The sequence below is a fragment of the Collinsella sp. TM09-10AT genome, assembly GCF_003436275.1.
In the GTDB taxonomy this organism is placed as follows: Bacteria; Actinomycetota; Coriobacteriia; order Coriobacteriales; family Coriobacteriaceae; genus Collinsella.
On sequence record NZ_QSOP01000001.1, the window covers coordinates 24,358 to 47,582 of the forward strand.

Here is a 23,225-nt window from a genome sequence, read left to right on the forward strand (position 1 = left end):
TGCGGCGTCGCCGCGATACTTGTGTTATTAGGAGGCTTTAGTATGGCAGCACGTGCGGACAACGTTTCGCGTGTCGACCATGATGGAGTTACGTTGGTAGAGGGCGCGACGCACGATGTTCGCTTTGCCTTTACCGAGCGCACCGGTGGCGTTTCCGAAGATGCGTACTCCTCGCTCAATCTGGGCTCGCATGTAGGCGATGACCCCTTTGCCGTTCAAGAAAATCGTCGCCGCGTGCTCGAGGCCATGGGGGCCGCTGAGTGCGAGCATAATCTGCTCGTGCCCAATCAAGTACATGGTGACCACGTCGTGACGGTGACCTCGAACGGCGCCGATGTTCTCGAGAACATTCGCGAGCAGATTGCCGAGGGCTGCGATGCCATCGTCTGCACGGCCCGTGAGGTGCCCGTGATGCTTTGCTTTGCCGATTGCGTTCCCGTGGTGCTGGTTGCTCCCAACGGTTTTGCCGTGGTGCATTCTGGCTGGAAGGGTACGATTGCGCGCATTTCCGCCAAGGCGTGCCAGGCGCTCTGCGAGGCGGCTGGTTGCAATGCGAGCGATGTTTCTGCCTATATCGGTCCCCATATCCTGGGTGACGAGTACGAGGTTTCCCAGGAGCTCATGGGCCGCTTTGCCGCCGAGTTCTCGTGCATCGATGCGGGCGCTTCTCGCATGCTCGATCTATCTGCCGCCATTCGTGAGGCGCTGGTAGATGTCGGTGTCGATGCGGATGGGATTGTGGATACCCAGCTTTCGACCGTGCGTCAGAACGACCGCTTTTATTCCTACCGCAACGAGGGCGGCACCTGCGGGCGCCATGCTGCGACCGGCGTGATGCTATGAGAAAGATTGTATCGGTCCTGAGCGCCGCGGTGCTCACGCTCGCGCTGTGTGCCTGCTCCTCGGGCTCTTCTACGTCTTCTATCACCGTGGCCGGCTCGACCACCTGCCTTCCCATTGCCGAGATCGCGGCCGAGGGCTTTAAGGAGGAAACCGGCACCGACGTGCTGGTTTCTGGCCTGGGCTCATCTGCTGGCATCGAAGCTGTTAGCGCCGGCACCGCCGATATCGCCAGCTCCTCTCGTGGCCTCAACGCCGATGAGCAAGACCTGGGCCTGACGCCTATCGTTATCGCACACGACGGCATCGCGGTCATCGTGAACGACGACAACCCGGTCGATAACCTCTCGACTGAACAGCTCCGCGATATCTATGCGGGCAAGATCACCAACTGGAAAGAGGTTGGTGGCGAGGACTTGAAGATTCAGGTTATTAACCGCGATGAGGCTTCCGGTACGCGTGAGGCTTTCCGCACCATCGTGATGGACGGCGCGCCGTTCGATCGCCGCTCGGCCGTTCTTTCGGGTACGGGCCAGGTACGCGATGTCGTGTCTCGCTCTCGTGGTGCTATTGGCTACATCTCGCTGGGTTTTGTCGAGAGCCTCAACGCCAAGACTTCGGTCAAGGCCGTCTCGGTTAATCACGTCGAGGCGTCCGAGAAGACAGTCGCGAGTGGCGGTTATCCCATTTCCCGCGACCTCTATTTCTTTGTGAAGGGAACGCCTTCGCAGCAAGCGCAGGATTACATCGACTACGTGACGTCCGAAAAGATGGACAAGCAGATTCGCGAGGCGGGCTTTATTCCCGTCACCAACGACGGGAAGGGGAGTGAGTAGCATGGAGGCACAGGAAAACTCCCAGACCGAGCAGACTGCTCGGGCACCCAAAAAGCGCGAGCTGGCGCTCGTGTCACGCAGCACTTATATCAAGGAGAAGGCGCTACAGTGGATCTTCTTCGCCTGCGCATTCTTGGCGGTCGTCACCGTCATCCTGATCTTTGTCTTCACCACGTACTCGGCCCTGCCCGTCTTTACCGATATTGGCCTGGCGGACTTCTTTAGCTTTACATGGGCTCCTTCCGAGGGGCATTACGGCATCATGTCTCTGCTGGCCGGCTCAGGTCTGGTGACCGTCGGTGCCCTTGCCATGGGCGTACCGTTGGGTGTGGGCACAGCCGTGTATCTGGTCGAGATTGCCAGCAAGCGCGTGCGCAAGCTCATCAGCCCTGCCGTCGACCTGCTGGCGGGTATTCCCTCCATCATCTACGGCTTCTTCGGCATGATCATCATCCGCCCGTTTATCGCGCAGCTGACCGGCGGTCTTGGGTTTGGTGCCCTGACGGCGTGGTTCGTGCTTGCCATCATGATCGTCCCCACGATCACGACACTCACCATCGATGCCCTTAACTCCATCCCCATGGGCATCCGCGAGGCATCCTATGCCATGGGTGCCACCAAATGGCAGACCATCTATAAGGTCGTGCTGCCCGCGGCCAAGCTGGGTATCGTGGACGCCATCGTGCTGGGCATGGGTCGCGCTATCGGCGAGACCATGGCCGTGCTTATGGTCGTGGGTAACGCTCCGGTCATTCCGGATAGCATCTCGAGCCCCATCTCGACGCTCACGAGCCAGATCGCGCTCGACATGAGCTATTCCTCGGGTCTGCACCGCTCGGCGCTGTTTGGCATGGGCGTGGTCCTGTTTATCATCTCCGCTGCGCTGGTGGGCATCGTCCGTCTGATTTCCAAGAAGAAGAGGGGGTAGGCTATGTCCGATTCCGTTGACACGACGGTCGATACGACCTCGTCGCGCGAGCGCATCAAGCGTGCCCTTTCCCACGGCAAGAAGGGCCGCATCAACAAGGACCTGTCCAACAAGATCATGCTTGGCGTGTTCCGTGCCGCGGCATACATCACCACGCTGGTGCTGGTCGCTATCATCGCCTACGTGGTCATTAACGGCCTGCCGCATATCTCGCTCGACTTTATCTTCGGTTGGCCCCAGGGCGTCAACGCCGAGGGCGGCATTTGGCCGACGATCGTCTCGACCGTCTATGTGACGGCGCTCGCCATGCTTATCTGCACGCCGATCGCTGTGCTGGCAGCCGTCTATCTGGCCGAGTACGCCAAGCAGGGCAAGGTCGTCGACATCATTCGTTATGCTGCCGATGCCCTAGCCTCGGTGCCCTCCATCGTTATGGGCCTGTTTGGCTACGCCTTGTTTGTCGAGGCCATGGGCCTGGGTCTTTCGATGGTCTCTGCCGCTCTGGCACTTGCGCTCTTGATGCTTCCCATCGTCATGCGCACCACCGAGGAAGCCATCCGCGCCGTTCCGCGCTATATCCGTTGGGGCGCATATGGTCTGGGCGCCACCAAGTGGCAGGTCGTCTCCAAGATCGTGCTTCCTTCTGCCTTTGGCCGCATCGCCACCGGCATTGTCCTTGCCATCGGCCGCGCCATCGGCGAGACCGCCGTGGTGCTCTACACCATGGGTCAGGCCATCAACCTGCCTATTTCGCCGCTCGATTCCGGTCGTCCCATGACCGTTCACCTTTATCTGCTCGCCAATGACGGCATCAACATGAACGCAGCCTACGGCACCGCGCTTTTGCTGATGGCGATTATTCTGGCCTTCAACCTGTTTGCGCGCTATCTGTCGCGCAAGCGCCGCTAGTTAAGGAGTCCCATGTCCGTCTATCAGTCCGCTCCCACGCCGGAGCAAGCGGCCATCACGGCCAAGGATTTCAACTTTTGGTACGGTGACTTTCATGCGCTGACGGGGCTCGACCTCAACATCGCCAAAAACGCCATCACCGCCTTCATTGGCCCTTCGGGCTGCGGCAAATCGACGTTTTTGCGTTGCATCAACCGCATGAATGACCTGATCGAGGGTACGCGCGTCGAGGGCACCATGACGCTCGACGGCAATGATATCTATGCCGAGGGCGTCGACCCGGTCGACCTCCGTCGTCGCGTGGGCATGATCTTTCAGCAGCCCAACCCGTTTCCCAAATCCATCTACGAGAATGTCGCCTTTGGCCCTCGTCTGCAGGGCGTGACTAGCAAAAGCGACCTCGATGACATCGTGGAAGAATCGCTCAAGCGCGCCAACCTCTGGAAAGAGGTATCCAATCAGCTCAACAAGGATGGTTTGGCGCTCTCGGGCGGTCAGCAGCAGCGTCTGTGCATCGCGCGCGTGCTTGCGGTGCAACCCGATGTCCTTCTGATGGACGAGCCCTGCTCCGCCATCGACCCCACGTCCGTCTCTAAGGTCGAGGATCTGATGGCCGAGCTGGCGCCCGAGATGACGATTATCATCGTCACGCATTCTATGCAGCAGGCAGCTCGTATCAGCGACTACACCGCATTTTTCTTGCAGGAAGTTGCCGGCGAGCCCGCCACGCTCATCGAGTATGGTCAAACCGACGCGATCTTCACCAGCCCGGTGGACTCGCGTACGGAAGACTATATCACCGGCCGCTTTGGCTGATCGGTGCGACTAGTCCCAAGCCGATCGGACCTGGTCCGGTGCGTATTCACTGTGCGGGCGGCATGACCGCACCCAACTGATTGGAGTGAACCATGCGCAAACTGTTTTCCCGTCAGCTCATCGAGGCCCGTCACGAGATGCTGAGCATCTATGAGGCCGTCGATCTGGCCCTCCACGATGCCGTAAAGGCCTACGCGACCGACGATCGCAAGCTCGCCACCAAGACCAAGAAGCGCACGCTTTCGATTGACGCGCGCTGCGCCAACCTGGAGGCCGTGTGCTACAACCTGATCGCTACGCAGTCGCCGGTCGCCTCCGACTTCCGCTTGTTGCAGACAATCATCTACGTCGACTTTAACCTGCAGCGCATGACCGATAAGGTTCGCCAGATCTGCCGCGCCACGCGTCACATGGTCAAGGCCGACATCTCGCTGCCTCAGGAGCTTGTGGCCCTGGTTGAAGCCGAGGCCGAGGCTGTCTATCAGGTGCTGGGTTCGTCGCTTTCTGCGCTCGTCACCAACGACATGTCCATCATCTGTAATCTGGCCGTCGAGGACGAGCCGGTGCATGCGGCGTACGAGAAGTTCTTCCGTACCTTCAACCGCATGGACACGGGCGATTTTATGGACGACGACAGTAACTATGACGATCTACGCCGTGCCATCATGGTTTCGCGCTACCTCGATCGTATCGCTTCGATTTCCATCGATGCCGCCTGTCGTCTGACCTTCCTTTTGACCGGCCAGCGCATGACTGCCGGCGATATCGCCCGCACGGACGAGGACGAGCTCGAGAGCATGCGCGTGCCTTCGGGCGAGGGCGTCATCATGAGGCCTGCCGTCGATGCACACTATGTTGCCAAAGTGCCCGCTAACGAGGTGAGCGAGGGTCTCCGCTACCTGCTCGAGCACCTCGAGGACGAGGACGATTCCGAGGACGACGAGGAGTAGGGTGGCCCCGTTCGTCGAAAGATTGTAAATACCTATGTGAGCGCGGCCTTGCGGATGCGGGGCCGCGCTCTTGCGTTAGCATGGGACTACTTGTTTGGCTGTCAGCGGAGGCGATTGGCAATGGATAACTATTTGGACTTGATGCGCGCTCGCCGCGAGCAGATTCTGGAGCGTTTTTATGCGGCACTCGATCGCGCGGGCCGTCCCCACGATGCCGCGTGCCTGATTGCCGTCTCCAAGACTGTTGGCGTCGATGAGACCGTTGCCGCTATCCAGGCGGGGTATCGCCATTTTGCCGAGAACCGCCCGCAGGAGCTCGTTCGCAAGCTTGCGGGCCTCGCAGAGCATCCGGAGCTACCCGAGGTGCGCTTCGATATGATCGGCAACCTGCAGACCAACAAGATCAATGCGGTTCTGGGCTCGGCCGAGCTGATTCATTCGGTAAGCTCGCTGCATTTGGCTCAGGTCATCTCGAGCCGTGTGGTCCGCAAGATTGAGGCGGGTGAGCTCTCCGGCCCCCAGCGTGTGCTGATCGAGGTCAATGTGAGTGGTGAGGAGTCCAAGGGCGGCTTTTCGCCCGACGAGGTCCGCGACGCCGCAGGTGAGCTTGCGGAGCTTGAAGGAATTTGTGTGCAGGGCCTTATGACTATGGCACCCCGGGGGAATAAGGATGTGGCGCGCCGCACTTTTGCCGGACTTCGCGAGCTAAGGGATGAGCTTGAGGCGACGCACTCCGATCTGAGCCTGCCCGAACTTTCCTGCGGCATGAGCGAGGACTTTGAGTCTGCCCTTGAGGAAGGCTCTACGCTCGTTCGCCTGGGCAGGGTAGTATTTAGCCCGGAGTTTGCAGTAAAATAAGGCTCTGAAGTGCGCACTGATTATCAGAGCGCCTGCACTAAACCGCGAGAGGACACAACCATGGGCTTCCTTGACGAGATTAAAAATAAGATGCACCTGGGCGGCCAGCAGGGTTACGACCAGGGTTATGGTCAGGACGACGACTACGGCTACGATGATGGCTATGACGACGGCTACCAGAACAACGGTTACAGCGGTGCCTCGGGCGAGGGCTTCTACACCCAGGACGAGCCGAGCAACGGCCTGTTGGGTCAGACGCGCCGCGGCGAGGCCGAGTCGGTGGCCGTGTACACGCGCTCCGGTCAGCTGGTCGGTGACGATTCTCGCCACGCTACGACCTACAACCCGCCATCGCGCTCGCAGGAGACGGTTGCGGGCGGTTATCGTCCCGGTGCCTACGACACGCCGTCGAGCTATGCCGAGAGCACACGTGCCCGCGCTGCTGCCCCCGCACCTGCTCCCTCACCGAGCGATGCCTCGGCGTATGCGAGCAACATCATCAACTCTACGCCGCAGCTGCCGGCCTATGTCCTGCGCCCCGAGAGCTATGACGACGTGGAGACCGTCGTGCGCCGCGTGCGCACCAAGCAGCCTGTCGCGCTGATTTTTGTGGGCGTTCGTACCGAGGTCGCCAAGCGCGTCTTGGACTTTTCTTACGGCTTTGCCTGCGGCCTGGGTGCCACGGTCAAAGAGGTGGGCGACCGCGTGTTTATGGTGCTTCCCGCCGGCTGCGAGGTCAAGGATTCCGACCTCAAGAAGCTCCGTGCCGACGGCTACCTTAAGTAAAAACAAGACGAGGAGATTCTCATCAACATCTACACCATTGTCCAGCTGGTCAATACGCTGTTCAACTTTTACTCCACGCTCATCGTGGTCTACTGCTTTATGACGTGGATCCCTATGAAGCAGGGCGGATTGCTACAGGATATCGCCGCAGTGCTCGATAGCGTCTGCGGTCCGTGGCTCAACCTCTTTCGCCGGTTTATCCCGCCCATGGGCGGCATCGATTTTTCACCGGTCGTTGCGATTATTGCGTTGCAGTTGGTGCAGAAGCTGGTTCTGCAACTTCTTATAGGTATACTCATATAAAACTGGCTTAGTAACTCACGTCGGGCGCACGGCGCCAAGGCGAAGATAAAGGAGAACTTGTTATGGCTATTACCCCTGCTGACATTCAGGCTCAGACCTTCTCTGAGGCCAAGCGCGGCTACGATCCCGCCGAGGTCGACGTCTTCTTGGAGACCCTGTCCTCCGAGGTCGACGCCATGCTCGCCAAGATTGTCGATCTTAAGGGTCGTCTGACCGCCACCGAGCAGCAGCTCGCCGACACGCAGGCCCAGCTCGCTCAGGCTCAGGATGCTGCCGCTCAGGCCGTCCCTGCCGCGCCCGTCGCCGCTCCTGCGCCCGATTTCTCCGCTCAGGAGCGTCAGATTTCCGCTGCCCTGATTGCTGCCCAGCAGACCGCCGAGGGCATTGTCAACGACGCCAACGAGAACGCTGACCGCATTCGCAACGAGGCCGATGCCAAGGCCCGCGAGGTCATCCGCCAGGCCCTGACCGAGAAGCAGGCCGAGCTTGAGGAGATCGACCGTCTTAAGGCTTCCCGTGAGGAGTTCAAGGCCGAGTACCTCAAGCTCATCCAGCACTTTATGGATGATGCCCAGAACTCCTTCCCGGCCGACCTCATGGCCTCCACGCCGGTCGGTTCTGCCGCTTCTCCTGCGGTGACTGTTCCCGCCGAGCCGCTGCCCGTCGCTGACCCGGTTGTCCCCGTGGCCGATCCCTTCGCCCCGATCGACAACTTTGCCGCCGACGACCTGGACTAACATTCGTCCTGCAATTTAGTGCCTAGAAAGGACCCGCACCTTGCGGGTCCTTTTTTATGACTGTGCAGGGGCGCGCAACATAAAAAACCGAGCCCTGCACATAGTGGCGCAGAACTCGGCGAACGGGTGAGCGGTCAAGGGTAGGTTTTAAGGCATGTCCCAAAAATCTACTTGAGGAGGAAGTTGGAGAGGGGAATGGTGCGGGCCTCGCGATGCTCGGGATCGGCGATGTGGTCGGCGGGATAGCCACAGACGAGCATGTGATAGGGATAGACGCCCTTGGGCAGATTGAACTGCTCCTGTGCCACCTCAGGCTTAAAATGGCATACCCAGCACGTTCCCAGGCCCTGCTCGGTGGCCTCCATCATCATCTGGTCGCACACGATGGACGTATCGATTTCACTGGAATTCATCTGGTCATACGGGCGCACCCAAGCATCATCGGTAACGCTGCAAATAAGGAAGACAAGCGGAGCTCCAAAGATAGACCCATCACGAGCAAACCGAGGCTGACAAGCAGCAGCCTTCTCCAACAGCTCAGGCGTATCCAGCACCATCACACGGGCTGGATGATTATTACAAGCAGAAGGAGCAATCCGCCCCGCCTCAACAATGGCATCCACTACCGACTGCTCAACAGGACGGTCCTCAAAAGAACGACAAGAATACCGACCACGAGCCAGATCCAAATAAGACATACAAGCCCTCCTAAAATTAAAAATCAAACAAACCAAAAGTAACCCAAAGAGTACCCAAAGCAGCAATCAGCCAAACGCTCATCAAGGGCCAAAGTGTCCGAACGGATACCAAAGGTCCCTTCAGCCAAACCCCCGTCGCGCTAAATCTATCAGCCAAAGTTCCCAATGGTGGTGCATAAGGGAGCGGGCCCGGCCACTAATAACCTTTTGAACGACTCTGCTTGCAGCCGGAGTGAAAAAGGTTATTAGTGGCCGGGCCCGCGACCGGTGGGACATGTACCCCCAATTAACTGTTCTTCATGACAATCGAATCCACGACATCGGCCACATTCTCGCAGCAGTCGGCGCAGTACTCCAGGAAGGCGTACACGTCACGCCAAGCGATGACCTCGAGCGGGTCCTTGCCGTTAACGTGCAGGTTACGCATGGCGTTGATATAGAGCTCGTCGGCCTCGGACTCGATGGTGTTGATCTGGATGACGAGCTCGCGCAGCGTTTTGGACTTGCGGTAGTTAGGCAGCTCGACCATCAGGTCTTTCATGGCGCGGCAGGCGTCGGTCACCTTGTGGGCGATCACGATGGCATCGGGATGGATGCTCTGGATGTTGGTGAAGTAGACGCGCTGCACGACGCCCTCGATGCGGTCGAGCACGGTGTCGAGCGAGCAGCTCATCAGGTCCAGATCCTCGCGCTCAAGCGGGGTGATAAAGGCGGTGAGCAGGGCGTCCTCAAGCTCATGGTGCTTCTTGTCGGCCGCATGCTCGATCGCATGCATCTTGTCGAGCATATCGTGAATCTTTGCGGGATCGAAGTTCTCGAAAATCTTGGTAAGCAGCTCGGCGGCCTGGACGGCGAGGTCGGCGCAGGCGACGTAGTTGTCAAAGTAGAACGAATCGGGTTTCTTTGCCATGAGTGGGTCCTTTCGAGGCGAAGACGGGTGGGCGAGGTGTTACGGTCCGGATGGACGTTCGGTTTGACTAGAGGAACATCATGAACAGCTTGGCCATGACAAAGCTGATGAGTCCGCAGGCGGGGAAGGTGAAGAACCAGGTGAACATCATGTCCTTGACGACGCCGAAGTTGATGGCCGAGAGGCGTTTGACGGCACCGACGCCCATGATGGCGCAGGTCTTGATGTGCGTGGAGGACACGGGGATGCCGGTAAGGGTGGCAAGCAGCAGGTTCGCGGCGCCCGCCAGGTCGGCGGAGAAGCCCTGGTACTTTTCGAGCTTGACCATGCTCTGGCCAACGGACTTGATGATGCGCTCGCCGCCCACGCTGGTGCCGATGCCCATGGTGGCCGAGCATAGCAGCATAATCCAGATGGGGATGCCGGCATCGCCGACGCTCGTCTGACCGCTGGCAAAGGCCACGCCTAAAAAGAGCACGCCGATGAACTTCTGTCCATCCTGCGCGCCGTGCATAAAGCTCATGGCCGCAGCGCTCGCGATCTGAGCGTATTTAAAGAAGACATTGGCACGTCGCCTGTTGGCGGCGGCGAAAAGAATCGAGACGAGCTTGCACAGGACCCAGCCCATGACAAAGCCCAGACCGATGGAGAGCGCCAGGCCGTAGATGACCTTCATCCACTCGTGGACGTTGACGCTGCTCGCACCGCCGAGGGCGATGGCGGCACCGGTCAGGCCGGCGATAAGGCTGTGGCTTTGCGAGGTGGGGATGCCAAAACGCGACGCTGTGGCGCCGTAGACGACGATGGAGAACAGCGCCGCGCACAGACAGGCGAGCGCCATGGTGCTGTTTCCGCCAAAGTCGACAATATGGGAGATGGTGTTGGCGACGCTCGCGTTAAAGTGCGTCATGATGAGCACGCCAAGGAAGTTGAATGCGGCACTCATGAGAATAGCGGCGCGGGCGGGCATGCAACGCGTAGTGACGCAGGTCGCGATGGCGTTGGGTGCGTCGGTCCATCCATTGACGAAGATGGCGCCGAGCGCGAGGATCACGGTGACGGCAAGGACTGGGTTCGACACAAGTTGGCCGAGGAAGGTTGAGAACGTTACGTCCATATATGGGCTTTCTCGAAGTTTGCAGGCACGTTACAGAAACATGATAAATCGTATCACCTCCTGCGGGTTTCTTTACCGAGTTCTGATGGGAGCAGTGAATTTTTTGGCACTAAAAATGAATATTAGCCCTGTTGACCGTGGGTGTTCTTTTTGCTAACACACCATGAGGACACGTGCGCGCGCCCCAACACCCCAAAACCACAGCCTGTTCGCTTTACAACATGCAAACATGCGTTCGATAATAGGAGGCATGGAATATCGACAGACAGATGGCAAAACTCGGCGCGTGCACAAGCAGTATGTGGACGTCGTGGCTCGCATCCTCGCGGGCGGACAGGTCGTGCCGGTCACCGTCTGCTGGGTCGACGGTCGTTGCTTTACGATTGACGAGATTGTCTCGACCACTGGGTTTGGCCTGACGGTTCACGGCATTCGTACGGCAACCTATAAGGTGCGTTTTGGCGGGCACGCGACCGAGTTGTATCTGGAGGACCAGACGCGCGAGCGGGCGGACGGCTCGCAGGCACACGTGATGCGTTGGTGGGTGTGGGCGTTCGACCGAACACTCGAGAGCGGGCGCCGCAGGTAAGAACGCGTGGCGTTCGGGTACAATGGCAGGAAACTTGTCAGCTACGGCGCCGTCGCGGTGCTTTTTGAAAGGACGAAATTATGAACGATATCCAGGGCTATCAGAATGGCCCCATCGAGACCGGCGCAAGCCGTGCCAAGGAGATGTCGCCGCGCGCGTACAACCTTGTCATGTCTGCTCTGATCTTTTTGGGCTTTTGCGCCATGGGCGCCGGTGTTTACTTTACGAGCACCATGTCGTTTGCGCGCATGATGATGAGCGGCGCCGCTTTGCCGCTGGTCTTTGGCTCATTTATTTTGACCATCGTCGGCATGGTCATGATGTCGGCTGCTGCCAGCAAACAGTCCGTGGGCCTGTCACTCGTGGGCTACGTGGTCTTTGCGAGCACCTTTGGCCTGACGGCGTCGTTTGGTCTTGCCAACTACGACCTGCCTACCATTAACACCGCCTTTATCGCCACGGCCGCCATCACCTTTGTCTTTGGTGCGCTGGGCGTGACCTTCCCCAAGTTCTTCCAGCGTGTGTATGGCATTGGTTTTGGCATCCTGCTTGCCACGATTCTGGTCGAGATCGTGCTGATGTTCATGGGCGTTTCGCAGTCCATCACCGACCTGATCGTGATCGTGGTGTTCGCCGGCTTCATCGGCTACGACACCTATGTGGCAACGACGGTGCCGCCCACGCTGCCCAACGCCGTGCTCATGGCATCCAACCTGTTCGTGGACATTATCAACGTGTTCCTGCGCATTCTGAACATCCTCGGCCGTCGCGATTAAAGCGCGGCATTGCGATGCTTCCTGCCGGACACGGTAAAACGATGCGAAAGGCGGTCCTTCGGGGCCGTCTTTTTTGTACGCGGCGGGGTATCATGGATGGGAAAAGCCGATAGCGGCAGCGACAGGAAAGGTGGCCACGTATGGCAGACGTCGACAACAGGAACCGTAACCGCAGGTCCAACCGAGCGGGTCAGCCCAATCCCAAGCGCGAGGCCCGTGCCAAGGCCGCCGAGCGTCACGTGGCAACTGTGTCCGAAGCGTGCGCCAAGGATATCGAGCGTTCGCTTGCCGGTGTTCGCGAGTTTGACGGTATGCCTACCGGCTTTGTCGCGGCGATGAAGGCCAAGGTTCAGAGTGCTGTGGCCGCCGAAGAGCAGGTCGCCGAGGACGTCGAGAACGCGGAGACTACCGAGGTCGAGGCGGCGCCCGAGACCGAGGCGGCGCCCGAGCCCGTCGAGGAGCCTGCCGAGGAAATCGCCGAAGCTGAGTCCGCGCCTGCTGAGGAGCCCGCTCCGGTCCTGCCCGAGGTCACTGTGCTTGATGCCTCCGCCACGCAGGCAATCCTCGATAACGGTCGCGGCTATGCGCAGTTCTGCGACATGGCCGTGCTCGCCTTTGCCTCGTTTACCAATCCGGGCGGTGGATATATTCAGGGTTATCTGGGCCAGGAGGCCACGCTGTGCGCCGATTCGTATCTGTACAACGTTCTCGATAGGCAGCGTAAGTGGTACGGCGAGAACCGTCGCCGCAACATCAACTGCGAGCTCTATCGTAACCGCGCCCTGGTGGTGCCTGCGGTGCGCTTCGACCGCAACCACGTGCATGCATACGCCGACGTGATCGTGGCCGCCGCGCCCAACGTTAGGCGCGCCCGCCAGGAGTATCGCGTGAGCGACGATGCTCTGCTGGATGCCCTGCGCGACCGCATTCGCTTTGTGCTCGCCATCTGCGATGAGCTTGGTCGCGAGAAGCTCGTGCTGGGTGCTTGGGGCTGCGACAACAACGGCTTTGATGCCGAGGCCGTGGCCGAGCTCTTCCGCAAGGAGCTCGCGTCGGGCGACTTCAAGGTCAAGCAGGTCTTCTTTGCCGTGCCCTCTACGCGCTGGGACGAGGACTTCGCCAAGTTCGAGCACGTGCTGGCAAACTTCCCCGAGCGCAACCAGGAGTCCTATGCTCAGGTTGCCGCCCGCACCGCAGCCGCCCGTGCCGCCGAGCAGGCTCAGGCCGCTGCCGAGGATGACGAGGATGACGACGACTGGCGCAAGTACCTGTAAACGGTGCGCGTGATGCGATATACCGAGCCGACGGGGGCTGCTCCCGTCGGCTTTTTATTGAGTGGGGAGCTTACGATGAAAAACGTTCTATGCTTTGGTGACAGCAACACCTATGGTTACGATCCGGCGGGCATGCGCGACGGTACCGCGGTGCGCTATGCGCAGGATGTGCGCTGGTGTGGCGTGGTCCAACGTGACTTAGGCGAGGGCTGGCATGTAATTGAAGAAGGCCTCAACGGCCGCACGACGGTACGCGACGACATGTGCCATCTGGACACTAACCTCAACGGTATTCGCGCGCTTCCGATGCTGCTCGAGGCCCATAAGCCGCTGGACGCCATTGTGATCATGCTGGGCACCAACGACTGTAAGACGGTCTTTAACGTGACAGCTTCCGATATCGCCCGTGGCGCCATGGCGCTGATTCGCGCCGTCCGCGCGTTTCCGTGGACCGACGCTGCGCCTTGCCCGCGCATCCTGCTGATGGCTCCTATCAAGATTAAGCCGCAGATCGCCGATGTGTATATGACCGACTTTGACGAGCATTCCGTTGAGGCATCTGAGCATTTTGGCGAGTACTATGCGCACGTGGCCGAGCAGTTTGGCTGCGACTTTTTGAATGCCGCCGAGTTTGCCGAGCCGGGCGATATCGACTATCTGCATATGATGCCCGAAAGCCACGAGAGCCTGGGTCACGCCGTGGCAGCCAAGCTCCAAGAGATGCTCGGTGAGTAGCGCGACCCCAAGCCACCGCAAAGGGGACAGGCACCTTTGTGGTGGTTTTGCCCGGGTAAACGAACGGATTGGCTGCCATATGGGCATGGACGAGCTCATCGACCTCTTTGCCGAGGGCGATGAGCTCGTCTCCAATACCGCTTTTGAGGATTTGGATCTTGCCTGCGACGTGGCGAACGGCGCGACCTTCGATGGCGTCGTGTTCCGATCATGCGAGTTCGATAGCGTTGACTGGAGCGGCTCGACGTTTCGCGACGTGGTGTTTCGCGGTTGCCGCTTTATCCGCTGCAACATGGAAGGTTGCTGGCTCAACCGCTGCGACTTCGTTGACTGCTCGGCGCCGGGGCTCAACTTGCTCAGGGCGCGTCTGTCGAGCGTGTCGTTTACATCGTGCGATTTGAGCTATGCGAACCTTTCGGAGGGAAGCATTGGCCCCATGGCTGCGCGTGACACGCGTTTGACCGAGGCCGCACTCCAGGGGGCAAAGCTGGGGCAATTGCGCTTGGACGGCTGCGACCTGACGCGAATCGATGTGTTCAAGACGCCGCTTTCCGGCGTGGATGTATCGTGTTGTACGTTCGCGGCTCCTGTCGTCTCGGGCGACTACCATGAGCTGCGTGGCCTGACGGTTAATGCCGAGCAGGCGTTGGCACTCTCGGGTCTGCTCGGCATCCAGCTCGCCGACGAATAGGCGCCCCGGTCCTTTGCTCGACCGCTATCTAAAATCAAACCGTCGCAACATCCGATGATTTTTCGCGTTTGCACGATTTTCATCGAATGTTGCGACGGTTTTTGGTGCAAGGTAGCCTGTCTTTTTTTGGCAGGTTACTGGCTATTTAGTACTGCCACATGTGGTTGACAGGGCCGGAGCCTTTGCCCATGTCAAAGCCGGCGGCGAGAGCGCCCGTTAGGTAGGCCTTGCCGGCGTTGACGGCGTCGGCAAGATCCATGCCCTGCGCCAATGCGCAGGCGATGGCGGATGAAAGCGTGCAGCCGGTGCCATGCGTGTTGCCGGTCTCGATGCGCTTGTGGCGGAACCACGTGGTGAGCGGATCACCCAGATGGTTGCCCTCGTCATCGAGTGGCGCGGGTTCGGCCAATACATCGTTGGCCTCGTTGACAAGATGCCCACCCTTAACGAGGGATGCGCAACCAAAGCGGCGGGTGAGGAGCATGGCAGCATTTTGCTGTGTGCGCTCGGAGTCGATCTCGTAATCGAGCAGGGCCATGGCCTCGGGAATATTGGGCGTGATGACGGTTGCTAGTGGGAACAGGCGGCGGGTGAGCGCCTCGGCGGCATCTTCGGCAATCAGCCGTGCGCCCGAGGTGGCTACCATGACGGGGTCGACGACCACGTTTGTCGCGTTCCAGGCGCTCAGGCGGTCGGCGATAACCTCGATAATCTCGGCAGAGGAAACCATGCCGATCTTGACGGCGCTGGGGCGGATATCGTCAAATACGGCGTCGATCTGCGCAGCGACGATATCAGGGGAGATATTCTGCACGGCGGTGACACCGAGCGTGTTTTGTGCGGTGATGGCGGTGATGGCCGTCTCGGCATACAGGCGGTGCGCCGTGATGGTCTTGATGTCGGCCTGAATGCCGGCGCCACCGCTGGAATCGGATCCTGCGATGGATAGAACGGCAGGTACCTTACTGCGATCCATGTTTGCTCCCTTGTTCGGTCGGAATCAAATGGGTCTTTAAGCCAGCATTATAAAGATGCCCGGGCCGACTCTATGTCGAACCCGGGCGGGCGATGCAATCTTTACGCAAATGTAAGCAAATGTTCACACGTCAACAATTGACGAACACCATGTTACCGATTGTGGCTCCGGTGACGAGTTAGTCCTCCATGCCGAGGTCGATCGTCGTGCCTTCGAACACCTTGTTAACGGTGCGGACGGCGCACATCTTGCCACACATGGTGCAGGTGCCCTCGGTGGCGGCGGGGGACTCCTCGTAGCGCTTCTTACCGGTGACCGGGTCGAGAGCACACTCCCACATGGCATCCCAGTCGAGCTTGCGGCGTGCCTGGCCCATCTTGTCGTCCATGTCGCGGGCGTGCGGCACCTTTTTGGCGATATCGGCGGCGTGCGCGGCAATCTTAGTGGCCATGAGGCCATCGAGCACGTCCTGGGCGTTGGGCAGGCACAGGTGCTCGGCCGGCGTCACGTAGCACAGGAAGTCGGCACCGGAGCTGGCGGAGATGGCGCCGCCGATGGCAGCGGTGATGTGGTCGTAACCCACGCCGATATCGGTCACCAGCGGCCCGAGCACATAGAACGGGGCATTGTGGCACAGGCGCTTCTGCAGTTTCATGTTGGCGGCGATCTCGTCGAGCGCCATGTGACCCGGGCCCTCGACCATGACCTGGACGCCGGCGGCCCAAGCGCGCTTGCACAGCTTGCCCAGCTCGATCATCTCAGCGGTCTCGGTGGCATCGTTGGAGTCGTAGAGGCAGCCCGGGCGGCAGGAGTCGCCGAGCGAAATCGTCACGTCGTACTCGTGGCAAATCTCGAGCAGCTCGTCAAAGTGCTCGTAGAAGGGGTTTTCGTTGCCGGTGACCTCCATCCAGCCAAACAGCAGCGAGCCGCCGCGACTGACGATGTTCATCAGGCGGCCGGTCTCCTTAAAGGTCTTGGTGACCGACTTGTTGATGCCGCAGTGGATGGTCATAAAGTCCACGCCATCCTCGGCGTGCGCGCGCACGACCTCGAACAGGTCATCCTTGGTAAGCTTGACCAGCGGCTTTTCCATGTAGCCGATGGCGTCGTACATGGGCACCGTGCCCACCATGAGCGGCGTCTCGTCGATGAGCTGCTGGCGGAACTGGCGCGTTTTGCCCGAGTTGGAAAGGTCCATGATGGCGTCGGCGCCAAAGTCCTCGGCGATCTTGACCTTCTTCCATTCCTCGGCGGCATCGGCCTTGTCGCCCGAGATGCCCAGGTTGACGTTGACCTTGGTGGACAGGCCCTCGCCGACACCAAAGGCGCGCATGCCCTTTTTGATATGCACGATGTTGGCGGGAATGGCGATGCGGCCGTCGGCCACGCGCTCGCGGATGTACTCGGGGTCGCGATGCTCGCGCTCGGCGACTTCCTTCATCTGCGGCGTGATCTGCCCGGCGCGGGCGAAGTCGATTTGCGTGACGAGCTTGGGCTCGGTCTGTGTGCTCATTGGCACGGCTCCCTTCGTTGGCATTACCCATATCAGGTTTGCGGGTCAGGGCGGGCGCGCCCAGTCTCAGCCTGCCGTCTTGTCCTGCAAGCTCCCCGTTTATGTAATGGGCTCAAGTATAGCTCGAATGGGTACGATTGGCCTAACGAGCGTGCCTGTGGGGAGGCGAACATGGAAGACAAGCATCTATATCGAGAGACGCAATGGGATGTATCGGCCGAGGAAAGCCGTGCGCACCATGGCCTTGTCGCGATTGGTTTTGCGGTGCTTGCCGTGCTGGTGATTGCCTTTTGTATCTGGACGTTTGGCGGTCACGGCGGCGCTGCATGGGAGTTCGAGGCCGACGATGCCCTGCCGATCATGACAGTGAAGGTTACGGGCGGCAATACCGTTGCCGCGCCGGGCGACTATTGGTATTCGCGCGATGGATTTGTCCAGCTTCAGCTGAGCGGTGGGTCTATTCCTGGTGAGGAAATCGAACGCGTGACGTATGATGCGGCGCTCAAAACGCTGACGGTGAAGCTCAAGAATCAGGGCGACGTGCCTACGACTATGGATATCGCGCTGACGGAATGGCGCTTGGAGCCCCCATCGGGTGTTGCGGTGTCCGAGGTAGAGCACGTTAAGATTACCTACCAAGATGGCTCGACAAACGAAGTTGGCAAAGCCGACGGCTTGGCGGAATAGACCCCGTGCCTAGGCAGCACATTCAAAAGTAGCGGTGGTCCTACAAGGTCTGTTCGTTCAGGAAGACCAAAGTGTTCTTATTTGAAAGCTCGGGAAAGTGACGATAACCAACGTCAAACGCGGTGAGCCCGCTTACATCCTCGAGCTTGTTTTCTGCCATCCAGCGCACCATGGAACCACGTGCCTTTTTGCTGGCGGTCGAGCGCTGGATGGGCTTGCCGTTGCGGATGCCTTCGCCAAAGAGGCACGTGACGACCGTGGCGTCGCCCGCGAGATGGGGCAGAACGGCTTTGGCGTACTCTACGCTGGCGAGGTTGACGATCGTGGTGTTTGAGCCTGCCGGGGCGATAGCCCGCGCGAGCTTGTCGCTCCAAAACGCATAGAGGTCTCGGGCATCGTCAACGGCGAGCTTCGCGCCCATCTCCAGCCGATATGGTTCGACGGCATGAAAGGGGCGAACGCACCCGTAGAGGCCAGAGAGGATCCACAGGTGGCTTTGCAGCCATGCGAGCTGCGCGGAATCCATCACCTCGGGCGCCATGCTCTGGTATTGAATGCCGTGGTAGGACATGACGGCAGGGGAGAGGTGACAGGCGAGTGCGGGATTGTCGAGATCGCCGTTTTTCAGGATGGGCCCGAACTCATGCAGGGTGTTGAGGCAAGGCCCCAGCAGTTTGTCACTCACGTTCCATAGCGCCTGCAGGCTGTCGCTGCCTTCATTCCGCTCGATATCTAGCAGTGCGCGGTGGAGGCGAGCCGTCTCGCGCGCAAAGGGTGGAATGCCCAGGACTTCAAAAGCATCTTGGGCCGCGCGCATCTGCTTGGCGGGCGAAATGACGACCTGCAGCATGGACTCTCCTCTGCCAAAAAAGAAGTTGCGGTGGAATACGGTCTGTTTTGGCCGTTTATGGGCCAGTTTAGTCTGTATTTCACCGCAACTGATGAAGGGTTGGTTACGCGCGCTCGATGAAGGCCTTGTAGCCGCGATAGGCCTCGTAGATATCGGCCTTGTTAGCGACCTCCCACAGGGCGTGCATGGACAGGACGGCAACGCCAGAGTCGATGACGTTCATGCCGTACTTAGCCATGATGTATGCGATGGTGCCGCCGCCGCCCGCGTTGACGCGACCGAGCTCGCAGGTCTGGAAGTCCACGCCGGCCTCGTCCATGATGTCGCGGATGAGGGCCACATACTCGGCGTCGGCGTCGTTAGAGCCGCCCTTGCCGCGGCTGCCCGTGTACTTGTTAAAGCACAGGCCGCGACCCATAAAGGCTGCGTTCTTGGTTTCGAACTTGCCGGCGTAGCCCGGGTCGAAGCCGGCGGACACGTCGGAGGAGAGCATGCGGCTGCGGGCGAGCGCGCGGCGCAGGGCCAGCGGGCTATCCTCGCCGGCGAGCGTCATGATCTCGGCGACGGTGTTCTCGAAGAAGCGGCTCGTCATGCCGGTGGCACCCACGGAACCGATCTCCTCCTTGTCTACGATGAGTGTGATGCTCGTGCGCTCCACGTTGGCGACGTTGATCTGGGCGAGCATGGACGGATAGGCGCAGACACGGTCGTCGTGGCCATAGCCCAGAATCATGGAGCGGTCGAGGCCCATGTCACGGGCGGGGCCGGCGGGCACGACCTCGATCTCGGCGGAGAGGAAGTCCTCCTCCTCGACGTCGTACTGCTCCTTGAGGATATCCAGGAACATCTGCTTGACGGGCTCCTTGGGAGCGTCCTTGTCGTCCTCGTCAAACTTGACGGGGCGGCCGCCCACGATCACGTCGAGGATCTCGGCGTCGACGGCGTCCTTGGCCGGCTTGGACATCTGCTCGCTCGAGAGGTGGATCAGCAGGTCGGAGATGGTAAAGACCGGGTCGTCAGCCTTGTCGCCGATGTTGATGTCGACGGTGGTGCCGTCCTTTTTGCAGATGACGCCCACAAGCGCGAGCGGGGAGGCCACCCAGTGGTAGCTCTTGACGCCGCCGTAGTAGTGCGTGTCGAGGTAGGCCATGTCGCCGGCCTCGAAGGCGGGATTTTGCTTGAGGTCCAGGCGAGGCGAGTCCACGTGGGCGCCCAGGATGTTAAAGCCCTGCTCGAGCGGGGCGGTTCCAAGGTTGACGAGCATAAGGTCCTTGCCGTGGTTGGCGGCGTACACCTTGTCGCCTGCCTTGAGCTCGCGGCCTTCGGCGATCACGGTCTCCAGGTCGACGTAGCCCGCCTCCTCGGCCATCTTGATGCCGGCCTTGACGCACAGGCGCTCGGTCTTGTTCTCACTCAAAAACTGCTTATAGCCGCGGCAAAGCTCCTCGAGCTCCTCGATCTGCTGTGGCGTGTACTTTTTCCATGCGCTGGGACGCTCCATGACGCAGGCTCCTTTCGGATCGATCGTGCTGGTTGATGTACCGTGAGCCATCGTATCACGCGCGGGCCCGCGGCGGCAGGGAAGCCTGATGTGCGGTGGCCGCGGGGCGGGGAGCGTGTAAACTGGTGTGAGCAAACCGTGCCCAGCCCAAAGCGAGGTATTCAATATGTCTGAAAAGCGCCGTACCTTTGCCGTCATCGACGGCAACTCGCTCATGCATCGCGCCTTCCACGCCGTGCCGCCGACCATGAACGCGCCGGACGGTCGCCCCACCAACGCGATCTTTGGTTTTTTAAACATGTTTCTCAAGATGATCGATGCCTTTAATCCCGACGGCGTTGTCGTGGCGTTTGACAAGGGCAAGCCGCGCGTGCGTATGGAGATGCTGCCGCAGTATAAGGCGCAGCGCCCGCCCATGGACCCCGACCTGCACGCGCAGTTCCCCATGATCAAGGAGCTGCTCGCCGCGCTCAACGTGCCCATTTTGCAGTCCGAGGGCTGGGAAGGCGACGATATCCTGGGAACCATGGCGCGCCTGGGCGAGGAGGCCGGCTGCGACATGCTGCTGGTGACCGGCGACCGCGACATGTATCAGCTCGTGACCGAGCACGTCAACGTGGTCTCGACTCGCAAGGGCCTGTCCGACGTGGCGATCATGACGCCCGAGAGCGTGGACGACCTGTATCACGGCATCACGCCGGCGCTCGTGCCCGATTTTTACGGTCTGAAGGGCGATACGTCGGACAACATTCCCGGCGTACCGGGCATCGGCCCCAAAAAGGCGAGTGCGCTCATCGCGCAGTACGGCAGCCTTGACGAGGTCATCGCGCATGCTGACGAGGTCAAGGGCAAGATGGGAGAAAACCTGCGCGCACACATCGACGACGCGCTGCTGAGCCGTAAGGTGGCGACCATCCGCACCGATGCACCCGTTGAGCTCGATTTTGAGGCGACGTCCTTCCCGGCGTTTTCCGCCGATGAGGTTTCCGCGGCGCTGGGCACGCTTGGTATCACCGCCATGCAGAACCGTTTCTTGGCGCTGATCGGCGGCGAGGGCGGGGCAGCTGCCAGCACGTTTGAGATGCCCACGATTGAGCGCACCGCTGCCGGCGATGCCGAGGCGCTTGCTGCCGTGGCGTCCGAGGTTGCCCGCGCGATTGATGCCGGCGAGTGGGTCGCCGCCGTGGTGGACGATGACAAGGAAGAGGGCGCGCTCTTTGGACTGACGCGCACGCTGTGGTTGGCGACGTCCAAGGGCCTGTTCGCGCTCGAGGAGGACGACAGCTGCGCGGCGGCTGAGGTTGAGGGCTTCAACTTCGTCCACGGCGTGATTGCTGGCGTGCTCGCGCGTCTGTTTATGGAGGGTCGCATGGCGAGCCCGGATATGAAGGTGCTGTTGCACGAGCTTTCGCCCATTGATTCTTCTGAGCCCGAGCTCATGGATCCGCTCGCTGCCGATTCCACGCGTATCTTCGATACCGTGGTCGCAGCCTATCTGCTGGATTCCGATCGCTCCGAGTTCGATGAGGCATATCTTGCCGATACCTATCTGCAGATGGCGCTGCCTGCGGCGCGCGGTGCAGAGGGTGCCGGTGAGGACGCTCCGGCGTCTGCCGCCCGTACTGCGGCCCTGACGTTGGCGCTCGTGGCGCCGTTGCGCGAGTGCATGGCCCGCGAGAACGCCGCCAACGTGTTCGATGGCATCGAGATGCCGCTTGTGCCGGTGCTTGCCAAGATGGAGCGCGCTGGCATGCTCGTGGATCCCGATCGGCTGCGCAGCCTGTCCGAGGGCCTGGCGACCCAGATTGCCGAGGTCGAGCGCAGCATTCGCGACCTGGCAGGTGATGAGACGTTTAACATCGGCAGTCCCATGCAACTGTCGCACGTGCTGTTTGACGTTATGGGGCTTCCGACCAAGGGTCTCAAAAAGACCAAGCGCGGCTACTATTCGACCAACGCCAAGGTGTTGAGCGACCTTGCCCGTGACCACGAAATCGTGCGTCTGATCTTGGACTGGCGTGAGAAGTCCAAGATCAAGTCCACCTATCTGGACACGCTGGGTCCACTGCGTCGAGGCGACGGCCGCGTGCACACCACGTACAACCAGACCATCACGGCAACGGGTCGCCTGTCCTCGAGCGACCCGAACCTGCAGAACATCCCGACGCGCTCGGAGCTGGGTCGTACCGTCAAGACGGCGTTTTCGGCAGGCGAGGGAAGCGTCTTTTTGGCGGTGGACTACTCGCAGATCGAGCTGCGCCTGCTCGCGCATCTTTCGGGTGACGAGCACCTGGTGCGCGCCTTCAACGAGGGCGAGGACTTCCATGCCGAGACGGCCGCGCGCGTATTTGGCGTGCCGGTGTCCGAGGTGACACCCGACCTGCGCAGTCGCGCCAAGGCCGTGAACTTTGGCATCGTGTATGGTCAGCAGGCCTACGGCCTGTCGCAGTCGCTGCATATCTCGATGGCCGAGGCGCGCGACATGATTGATCGCTACTACGAGGCCTACCCGGGTGTGCGCACGTTCCTCGACAACGTGGTGGCACGTGCCAAGCAGACGGGCTACGCCGAGACCATGTACGGCCGCCGTCGTCATATTCCGGAGCTCAAGGCCAAAAATCCGCAGCTCCGCGGTTTTGGCGAGCGCACGGCCATGAACCACCCCATGCAGGGAACCGCGGCCGACATCATCAAGATCGCAATGGCCCGCGTAAGCAGCCGCCTGGAAGAAGAGGGCTTTGCCGCTCACATGATCCTGCAAGTGCACGACGAGCTGGACTTTGAGTGCCCCGTCGACGAAGTCGAGCGCCTCACCGCCATGGTCCGCGACGTCATGGAGCACGTCGTAGACCTTCGCGTACCGTTGATCGCCGAAGCCAGTACCGGCATAACCTGGGCCGACGCGAAATAGGAAAGCACTCGGTAAGGCAAGCTCGCCCAAGACG

The 23,225-nt window shown here is 60.3% G+C and carries 24 protein-coding genes and 1 riboswitch; of the genes, 17 read left to right on the plus strand and 7 right to left on the minus strand.

Annotated elements, in window-relative coordinates:
- Window positions 1–42 precede the first annotated feature (42 nt).
- The 10 genes from DXD77_RS00100 to DXD77_RS00145 all read left to right on the plus strand — a co-directional run bounded on the left by DXD77_RS00100 (window position 43) and on the right by DXD77_RS00145 (window position 7,963).
- Window positions 43–843 (plus strand): polyphenol oxidase family protein, encoded by an 801-nt coding sequence (locus tag DXD77_RS00100; RefSeq protein WP_117647222.1) that lies wholly within the window; start codon window positions 43–45, stop codon window positions 841–843.
- The gene (locus DXD77_RS00105) at window positions 840–1,676 is read left to right on the plus strand and encodes a phosphate ABC transporter substrate-binding protein (protein WP_117647224.1); all 837 of its coding nucleotides are present in this window, start codon (window positions 840–842) and stop codon (window positions 1,674–1,676) included. The genes DXD77_RS00100 and DXD77_RS00105 overlap by 4 nt, the downstream gene beginning before the upstream one ends.
- Window position 1,677: 1 nt before the next feature.
- Entirely contained in the window at window positions 1,678–2,604 is a 927-nt protein-coding gene (gene pstC / locus DXD77_RS00110; protein ID WP_117647225.1) for a phosphate ABC transporter permease subunit PstC, read from the plus strand.
- Window positions 2,605–2,607: 3 nt separating this feature from the next.
- A complete protein-coding gene (gene pstA, locus DXD77_RS00115; RefSeq protein WP_117647227.1) occupies window positions 2,608–3,513 on the plus strand; it encodes a phosphate ABC transporter permease PstA in 906 nt (301 codons plus the stop codon).
- 12 nt (window positions 3,514–3,525) lie between these two features.
- Window positions 3,526–4,329, plus strand: coding sequence for a phosphate ABC transporter ATP-binding protein PstB (gene pstB / locus DXD77_RS00120; protein WP_117647229.1), 804 nt, complete (start codon window positions 3,526–3,528; stop codon window positions 4,327–4,329).
- 92 nt (window positions 4,330–4,421) lie between these two features.
- The gene (locus DXD77_RS00125) at window positions 4,422–5,279 is read left to right on the plus strand and encodes a PhoU domain-containing protein (protein ID WP_117647231.1); all 858 of its coding nucleotides are present in this window, start codon (window positions 4,422–4,424) and stop codon (window positions 5,277–5,279) included.
- 120 nt (window positions 5,280–5,399) lie between these two features.
- Complete coding sequence (locus DXD77_RS00130) at window positions 5,400–6,137, plus strand: YggS family pyridoxal phosphate-dependent enzyme (RefSeq protein ID WP_117647232.1); 738 nt, start codon at window positions 5,400–5,402, stop codon at window positions 6,135–6,137.
- 60 nt (window positions 6,138–6,197) lie between these two features.
- A complete protein-coding gene (locus DXD77_RS00135; protein ID WP_117647234.1) occupies window positions 6,198–6,923 on the plus strand; it encodes a cell division protein SepF in 726 nt (241 codons plus the stop codon).
- Window positions 6,924–6,980: 57 nt separating this feature from the next.
- Complete coding sequence (locus DXD77_RS00140; protein WP_199408976.1) at window positions 6,981–7,226, plus strand: YggT family protein; 246 nt, start codon at window positions 6,981–6,983, stop codon at window positions 7,224–7,226.
- 62 nt (window positions 7,227–7,288) lie between these two features.
- A complete protein-coding gene (locus DXD77_RS00145; RefSeq protein WP_117647236.1) occupies window positions 7,289–7,963 on the plus strand; it encodes a DivIVA domain-containing protein in 675 nt (224 codons plus the stop codon).
- Window positions 7,964–8,130: 167 nt separating this feature from the next.
- Here DXD77_RS00145 and DXD77_RS00150 read toward each other — a convergent pair whose 3' ends face one another.
- From DXD77_RS00150 to DXD77_RS00160, 3 genes are all read right to left on the minus strand, one after another.
- Window positions 8,131–8,661 (minus strand): nitroreductase family protein, encoded by a 531-nt coding sequence (locus tag DXD77_RS00150; RefSeq protein ID WP_089571592.1) that lies wholly within the window; start codon window positions 8,659–8,661, stop codon window positions 8,131–8,133.
- Between the two features lie 286 nt (window positions 8,662–8,947).
- On the minus strand, window positions 8,948–9,571 hold the full coding sequence (locus tag DXD77_RS00155; protein WP_055251695.1) for a DUF47 domain-containing protein: 624 nt from the start codon (window positions 9,569–9,571) through the stop codon (window positions 8,948–8,950).
- 67 nt (window positions 9,572–9,638) lie between these two features.
- The gene (locus tag DXD77_RS00160) at window positions 9,639–10,688 is read right to left on the minus strand and encodes an inorganic phosphate transporter (protein ID WP_117584218.1); all 1,050 of its coding nucleotides are present in this window, start codon (window positions 10,686–10,688) and stop codon (window positions 9,639–9,641) included.
- Between the two features lie 286 nt (window positions 10,689–10,974).
- Between DXD77_RS00160 and DXD77_RS00165 the strand changes: the two genes are divergently transcribed.
- The 5 genes from DXD77_RS00165 (at window position 10,975) to DXD77_RS00185 (ending at window position 14,753) form a co-directional block, all read left to right on the plus strand.
- The gene (locus DXD77_RS00165) at window positions 10,975–11,277 is read left to right on the plus strand and encodes a hypothetical protein (RefSeq protein WP_117647238.1); all 303 of its coding nucleotides are present in this window, start codon (window positions 10,975–10,977) and stop codon (window positions 11,275–11,277) included.
- A gap of 80 nt (window positions 11,278–11,357) precedes the next feature.
- Complete coding sequence (locus DXD77_RS00170; RefSeq protein WP_117647240.1) at window positions 11,358–12,053, plus strand: Bax inhibitor-1 family protein; 696 nt, start codon at window positions 11,358–11,360, stop codon at window positions 12,051–12,053.
- A 140-nt stretch (window positions 12,054–12,193) separates the two neighbouring features.
- Window positions 12,194–13,327 (plus strand): TIGR02452 family protein, encoded by a 1,134-nt coding sequence (locus DXD77_RS00175; protein ID WP_117647242.1) that lies wholly within the window; start codon window positions 12,194–12,196, stop codon window positions 13,325–13,327.
- A 75-nt stretch (window positions 13,328–13,402) separates the two neighbouring features.
- Window positions 13,403–14,062, plus strand: coding sequence for an SGNH/GDSL hydrolase family protein (locus DXD77_RS00180; protein ID WP_158549051.1), 660 nt, complete (start codon window positions 13,403–13,405; stop codon window positions 14,060–14,062).
- Window positions 14,063–14,147: 85 nt separating this feature from the next.
- Window positions 14,148–14,753, plus strand: a complete 606-nt coding sequence (locus DXD77_RS00185; protein ID WP_233506663.1) for a pentapeptide repeat-containing protein — start codon at window positions 14,148–14,150, stop codon at window positions 14,751–14,753.
- A 145-nt stretch (window positions 14,754–14,898) separates the two neighbouring features.
- Here the strand turns inward: DXD77_RS00185 and thiD are convergent, their stop codons facing one another.
- Together thiD and thiC are read right to left on the minus strand one after the other, a co-directional pair.
- Window positions 14,899–15,729 carry a bifunctional hydroxymethylpyrimidine kinase/phosphomethylpyrimidine kinase gene (gene thiD, locus DXD77_RS00190; RefSeq protein ID WP_117647247.1) on the minus strand — a complete coding sequence of 277 codons (831 nt, stop codon included), beginning with the start codon at window positions 15,727–15,729 and terminating at the stop codon, window positions 14,899–14,901.
- 178 nt (window positions 15,730–15,907) lie between these two features.
- Window positions 15,908–17,242, minus strand: coding sequence for a phosphomethylpyrimidine synthase ThiC (gene thiC / locus DXD77_RS00195; RefSeq protein ID WP_117647249.1), 1,335 nt, complete (start codon window positions 17,240–17,242; stop codon window positions 15,908–15,910).
- Window positions 17,235–17,350: riboswitch (TPP riboswitch) on the minus strand. It overlaps the preceding gene by 8 nt.
- A 63-nt stretch (window positions 17,351–17,413) precedes the next feature.
- On the opposite strand from thiC, the gene DXD77_RS00200 reads away from it, so the two are divergent.
- Window positions 17,414–17,929, plus strand: coding sequence for a hypothetical protein (locus DXD77_RS00200; RefSeq protein ID WP_117647250.1), 516 nt, complete (start codon window positions 17,414–17,416; stop codon window positions 17,927–17,929).
- 40 nt (window positions 17,930–17,969) lie between these two features.
- Here DXD77_RS00200 and DXD77_RS00205 read toward each other — a convergent pair whose 3' ends face one another.
- The gene (locus tag DXD77_RS00205) at window positions 17,970–18,779 is read right to left on the minus strand and encodes a YaaA family protein (RefSeq protein ID WP_117647252.1); all 810 of its coding nucleotides are present in this window, start codon (window positions 18,777–18,779) and stop codon (window positions 17,970–17,972) included.
- A 103-nt stretch (window positions 18,780–18,882) separates the two neighbouring features.
- Window positions 18,883–20,280: an aminopeptidase gene (locus DXD77_RS00210; RefSeq protein ID WP_117647254.1), complete on the minus strand. Its 1,398-nt coding sequence runs from the start codon at window positions 20,278–20,280 to the stop codon at window positions 18,883–18,885.
- A gap of 166 nt (window positions 20,281–20,446) precedes the next feature.
- Between DXD77_RS00210 and polA the strand changes: the two genes are divergently transcribed.
- Window positions 20,447–23,191 (plus strand): DNA polymerase I, encoded by a 2,745-nt coding sequence (gene polA / locus DXD77_RS00215; RefSeq protein ID WP_117647256.1) that lies wholly within the window; start codon window positions 20,447–20,449, stop codon window positions 23,189–23,191.
- Window positions 23,192–23,225 lie beyond the last annotated feature (34 nt).

Bases quoted from the DNA above. Each gene is read 5' to 3' on its own strand.
- DXD77_RS00100 (WP_117647222.1), top strand. From the start codon at position 43: ATGGCAGCACGTGCGGACAACGTTTCGCGTGTCGACCATGATGGAGTT.
- DXD77_RS00105 (WP_117647224.1), top strand. From the start codon at position 840: ATGAGAAAGATTGTATCGGTCCTGAGCGCCGCGGTGCTCACGCTCGCG.
- pstC (WP_117647225.1), top strand. From the start codon at position 1,678: ATGGAGGCACAGGAAAACTCCCAGACCGAGCAGACTGCTCGGGCACCC.
- pstA (WP_117647227.1), top strand. From the start codon at position 2,608: ATGTCCGATTCCGTTGACACGACGGTCGATACGACCTCGTCGCGCGAG.
- pstB (WP_117647229.1), top strand. From the start codon at position 3,526: ATGTCCGTCTATCAGTCCGCTCCCACGCCGGAGCAAGCGGCCATCACG.
- DXD77_RS00125 (WP_117647231.1), top strand. From the start codon at position 4,422: ATGCGCAAACTGTTTTCCCGTCAGCTCATCGAGGCCCGTCACGAGATG.
- DXD77_RS00130 (WP_117647232.1), top strand. From the start codon at position 5,400: ATGGATAACTATTTGGACTTGATGCGCGCTCGCCGCGAGCAGATTCTG.
- DXD77_RS00135 (WP_117647234.1), top strand. From the start codon at position 6,198: ATGGGCTTCCTTGACGAGATTAAAAATAAGATGCACCTGGGCGGCCAG.
- DXD77_RS00145 (WP_117647236.1), top strand. From the start codon at position 7,289: ATGGCTATTACCCCTGCTGACATTCAGGCTCAGACCTTCTCTGAGGCC.
- DXD77_RS00150 (WP_089571592.1), bottom strand. From the start codon at position 8,661: ATGTCTTATTTGGATCTGGCTCGTGGTCGGTATTCTTGTCGTTCTTTT.
- DXD77_RS00155 (WP_055251695.1), bottom strand. From the start codon at position 9,571: ATGGCAAAGAAACCCGATTCGTTCTACTTTGACAACTACGTCGCCTGC.
- DXD77_RS00160 (WP_117584218.1), bottom strand. From the start codon at position 10,688: ATGGACGTAACGTTCTCAACCTTCCTCGGCCAACTTGTGTCGAACCCA.
- DXD77_RS00170 (WP_117647240.1), top strand. From the start codon at position 11,358: ATGAACGATATCCAGGGCTATCAGAATGGCCCCATCGAGACCGGCGCA.
- DXD77_RS00175 (WP_117647242.1), top strand. From the start codon at position 12,194: ATGGCAGACGTCGACAACAGGAACCGTAACCGCAGGTCCAACCGAGCG.
- DXD77_RS00180 (WP_158549051.1), top strand. From the start codon at position 13,403: ATGAAAAACGTTCTATGCTTTGGTGACAGCAACACCTATGGTTACGAT.
- DXD77_RS00185 (WP_233506663.1), top strand. From the start codon at position 14,148: ATGGACGAGCTCATCGACCTCTTTGCCGAGGGCGATGAGCTCGTCTCC.
- thiD (WP_117647247.1), bottom strand. From the start codon at position 15,729: ATGGATCGCAGTAAGGTACCTGCCGTTCTATCCATCGCAGGATCCGAT.
- thiC (WP_117647249.1), bottom strand. From the start codon at position 17,242: ATGAGCACACAGACCGAGCCCAAGCTCGTCACGCAAATCGACTTCGCC.
- DXD77_RS00200 (WP_117647250.1), top strand. From the start codon at position 17,414: ATGGAAGACAAGCATCTATATCGAGAGACGCAATGGGATGTATCGGCC.
- DXD77_RS00205 (WP_117647252.1), bottom strand. From the start codon at position 18,779: ATGCTGCAGGTCGTCATTTCGCCCGCCAAGCAGATGCGCGCGGCCCAA.
- DXD77_RS00210 (WP_117647254.1), bottom strand. From the start codon at position 20,280: ATGGAGCGTCCCAGCGCATGGAAAAAGTACACGCCACAGCAGATCGAG.
- polA (WP_117647256.1), top strand. From the start codon at position 20,447: ATGTCTGAAAAGCGCCGTACCTTTGCCGTCATCGACGGCAACTCGCTC.